We start from the raw sequence: 819 nt of genomic DNA, 5'->3' as shown, positions 1-819 counted from the left end.
GTATTAAGATTATTTACCGCCAAAATACGCATCTAAAAAGGCGGTAAATGACTGAGTATCTGCTTGCTCAATTGCAGTTTGTGCTTCGTTAGACTCTACAACTTGTTGTTCCAGCCAAGGCTTTAAAAACTCACTGTAATCAGTGTCTGCGTGGCTTTGTTTGTATTTATTAGCCAGTGCTAGTGCAAAGTGACCGTTGTCTAAACCAGACTCTTTTAATTGCGACACGTAACGTCCAGAATAAGTAAGCTCTGGATTATGCACCCACGTTGCCATGCGCTTTATAGTATCGGAGTAATAATTAACACCATAAGCATTATCCATCCATTTAGCGACATCAGTGAGCTGTGCAAATATTTCATCGCCCCACGACTGAAGACTACGCTGTGTGTTATTAAAGTTAAGCATTAGCCCCTCTTCTCGACCTTGATTGACTACTGTGTCGAGGTTTTCAGTACTGCGTGCTTGTTCTTTCCAATCCATTGGAGCTGAATCTTTTAATAAACAATACGTTAAAAACACATCTAAAAAGTGAATTTGCTCAATATCAATACCAACTTCGCTAAACGGGTTAACGTCTAATGCGCGAATTTCTACGTATTCAATGCCTGCTCGAAGCAGTGCATCCGTTGGCGTTTCGCCACTTTTAGCATTACGCTTAGGACGAATTGGCGAGTAAAATTCGTTTTCAATCTGCAGAATATTCTTATTTAACTGCTTAGGGTTTTCACTCTTGTAATCATCAAGATCACCATAAATTTCTGATGGTGTGTTGATTGCTTTTTTAAGGCCTGCTACATATTCATCTAACGAGTTATA

General features: G+C 39.4%; 1 pseudogene. It reads right to left on the bottom strand.

What is annotated here, in order from left to right:
• Positions 1–9: 9 nt before the first annotated feature.
• Positions 10–819, bottom strand: a pseudogene (locus tag H5072_RS20635) (glutamate--cysteine ligase); the annotation flags it as partial.

Origin of the sequence: Pseudoalteromonas sp. SR45-5, assembly GCF_014163565.1 — a bacterium.
In the GTDB taxonomy this organism is placed as follows: domain Bacteria; phylum Pseudomonadota; class Gammaproteobacteria; order Enterobacterales; family Alteromonadaceae; genus Pseudoalteromonas; species Pseudoalteromonas distincta.
The sequence above is the reverse complement of the archived record's forward strand: the minus strand, read 5'-3'. Positions and strand labels throughout refer to the sequence as shown.